Origin of the sequence: Muribaculum sp., from assembly GCF_029051885.1 — a bacterium.
GTDB lineage: Bacteria > Bacteroidota > Bacteroidia > Bacteroidales > Muribaculaceae > Muribaculum.
Genome location: NZ_JAIDKI010000064.1, coordinates 1 through 3,377, shown reverse-complemented (window position 1 = coordinate 3,377; position 3,377 = coordinate 1). Strand labels below are relative to the sequence as shown.

Below are 3,377 nucleotides of genomic sequence, written 5' to 3'. Positions count from 1 at the left end.
CCTGTTGGTCGACGCTCACCTGTTGTTCCGGTATCTCATTCAGCAAATCGATGGAGGGGAAATGGAAACGCGACAATTCTGCGGTCGGGTCATATGCTTCGGTCGATACCTGCACTTCTGTATCGAATTGAGGAACGTCTATGGTGAGTTCCGAGTCATCTGAATCTATGCTCTCCTCAGCCGATTCGTTTTCATTTTCAATGGTGTCATCATCCCCGGGATATATATTTTCATCATATATATCGTCGGAGGTGATGACCGGTGCTTCGGTTGTATCGATGCCGGCGTTCTCAGTCGTATCGGTGCTGTCATTCTCGGTATATGCATCATCCATAGCCGGACTATTGTCAAAATCATTGTAGTCCGGTTCAATATATGGTGCGGCCGGTGCGGGCGCTGGCTCTTGTGGTGTGGCAATGTCATTGCCGATGAAACTCTCGGTAAAGTCGACGAGAGGCGATTGCTGTTGTGGTGACTGGCGTTCAATAATATCATCGTTATTGTTGCCGTCAATCTCTTTGTTGCTTTTTGACAGGGTCTCTTCTACCTGGCGCTTTTCAGCTTCAAGTTTTTCCCGTTGCTCTTTCATGCGTGCTTTATGGGCGTTGACCCGTCGGCGATAGGCCACATAGACAAGTCGCAATTCATTTAGATATATGCATGCGACAAGAGCCAAAAGTACTGCGCTGACAAGAATCGCTCCGGCTACTCCGGCATTGGCAAGTAGCCAAGTGTTTACCGTATAGCCATGTATGCCACCCCAATATACCCATGAATTCAGCTGGTATGTGGCAAGACCGACTACAATCGATGCCGTAATTGCATCAATCAGGCTTTTGGAGGTAAGCCCCCAGAATGAGAATTTGGAGTTATGGAGAAGATACCACCCCAGGATGTAGAAATATGCAATCAGTATCAGAGCTCCAACCCCGAATCCGTTTGATATTGTATTGTGGGCGAGTACTGCTCCGAATGCGCCTCCCGAATTGTTTACGGTGCCTCGTTCGGCAATCTGTGCTATAGTGTTGCCTGTCACGAGACTTTGATCTTCGGCTCCTGACGTAAAGTAGGATATGGATGAGAAGAGTGTGAAAGTGGCCCAGCATATGAGCAGTATGCCGGTGAATATGCGTGTCCGTCGATCGCGGATAAAGCGAGCTATGCGTCCGGGAGTCGCAACTTTTTTCTGTGTTTTGGCGGTTACTGTAGCTTTTTTGTCGGCGGCAGGCTCTGCCTTTATTTCGGATTCCCGTATGCCTGAGGGTATGGTAGCGGTGTCATTATCAAGCATCCCGGGGTCAAAGCCGAAATGGTCTGAAACTATATTATTGTTGTGCATCGGTGTATTCGTGAACTGGCTGCGATATTTTGCAGCGTATATATGTACAAAGATACGAAAATCGTGGTATATATTGCAATATATGCCACGATATTAAGAGACGTTAAGTTAAATAGACGATAGGGGTGCTTTTTGCTGACGTGTTCTTGCCGTAGTGTGGAGTTGATATATCGGCGTCAGGAAATGTGCAGGATGGTATCATGACAGCTGAATCAATATCAAAATCACCGCGTCAGAACTTCAAAATGCCATGTGGTGGTTAAATTTTAGAGTTTGCTTAGGGAAAGGATGGCATTGCAAGGGTCGGGCGAATTGAATACATAGCTGCCTGCGACAAGTATATCGGCTCCGGCTTTTGCAAGTTCTGTGCCGGTGTGCATGTTTACACCGCCGTCCACTTCTATCAAGGCCGATGAATTGTGCTGCTCAATCATGTGGCGCAGTCGCTTTACCTTGCTGATTGAATTCTTTATAAATGGTTGTCCTCCGAATCCCGGATTGACTGACATGATAAGGACGAGGTCGACGATGTCGATAACCTCTTCGAGCATTGCTACCGGGGTGGCAGGATTGATTGTTACGCCGGCGAGCATGCCGGAATCGCGAATCTGGGTAAGCGTGCGGTTGAGATGTGTGCACGCTTCATAATGCACGTTCATTAGTCGGGCTCCACAGTCTCTGACTTCAGAGATATAGCGTCCTGGCTCATTAACCATCATGTGGACATCAAGAGGCTTTTCTGACATCTTTCCGATGGACTTGATTATTGGAAATCCGATGGAGATATTGGGCACAAAATTACCGTCCATCACATCGACATGCAGGCAGAATGCCTCGCTTGAGTTGAGCATGTCGAGTTGCGAGCGTAGATTGCAGAAATCCGCTGCCAGCAGAGAGGGTGCGACTCTCATTTTTTTTAGTTCTTTTGAGGTTTGTGAATATCGCTTATGGGCAATTCGTAAGGGTTGTCCTGGAAACAGAGGCCAAAGTTAGCAAAAAACCGGGAATAAGAATCCCGGTTAAACTTTTTTCTCTGGATGAGGACGTAAAAGATTGTATGCGATGAAGCCGATGCATAATATGCCTATCGCATATCCTATATAAGAAAGGTATACATTGTATTCCTCTATGGTCGTGTATAGCTGACTAAGTGACACAAAACGTGATAGGAAATAGCCGAGGCCGGCAAGAACGGCATTCCACACCAAAGCTCCCAGTCCGGTAAAAATGACGAATTTGCCGAGGTTCATTCTTGCAAGGCCTGCCGGGATTGAGATAAGTTGGCGCACAGCCGGAATAAGACGCCCGATGAATGTCGATATCGCACCATGTTTGTCGAAATATGCTTCGGCTTTTTCCACTTTTGCTGCATCAATGAGCAACGCATGGCCGGCGCGGCTGTTTGCGAATGCGTAAACTATGGGACGGCCGACCCATAAAGCGAGATAATAGTTGATGATAGCTCCTACTATCGCTCCTGCGGTAGCGACCAGTGTGACCAAATATATATTCATCGACGAGCCCTCTTGCATGGCAAGATAAGCGGCAGGTGGTACGACTAATTCTGAAGGAAACGGTATGAATGAGCTTTCGATAATCATGAAGATGAATACAAACCAATAGTTGGCATTCTCTACAAACCAGCTGAAAAACTGGCTCGCGTCAAATATCGCGAGTGGCACGAGGTCAAGTATCATTTTCGTTGTGCTACGTTATGTTGATTTTTAATTGTGGTGCAAAATTACTAAAAAAACATGTTTCAACTTGCCTAAAGAGATAAATTCTTCAGACAAGTTTTAAGAGAATGGTTGGATTAGGCTTATGTAAAGATTTAGAGGGGATTTCCGGAATGTTCTGAGATTGAATGAAGAAATTATGTGGATTCATAATGGCTGAATGAAAGTTTGAAACGGTTCGGAAAGACCTCTGAAGATTTTATGAAGTTAAATTCAGACATACTCTTAAGACCCCGTTCCCCAATATTTGTTAACGCTGGGGTCGCATATCTCTGAGTGATTTTTGTCTTGTGATGATGGAG

At 45.9% G+C, this 3,377-nt stretch carries 3 protein-coding genes; all 3 read right to left on the bottom strand.

Annotation, left to right across the window (positions count from 1 at the left end; translation table 11 throughout):
* Positions 1 to 1,339 (bottom strand): DNA translocase FtsK 4TM domain-containing protein (locus tag K2I50_RS02810; protein WP_301024730.1); only part of this gene is annotated, 1,339 nt, incomplete at its 3' end.
* Between the two features lie 266 nt (positions 1,340 to 1,605).
* Entirely contained in the window at positions 1,606 to 2,250 is a 645-nt protein-coding gene (rpe, locus tag K2I50_RS02805; protein WP_301024729.1) for a ribulose-phosphate 3-epimerase, read from the bottom strand.
* 108 nt (positions 2,251 to 2,358) lie between these two features.
* Positions 2,359 to 3,036, bottom strand: a complete 678-nt coding sequence (locus K2I50_RS02800; RefSeq protein ID WP_301024728.1) for a DedA family protein — start codon at positions 3,034 to 3,036, stop codon at positions 2,359 to 2,361.
* Positions 3,037 to 3,377: the final 341 nt, after the last annotated feature.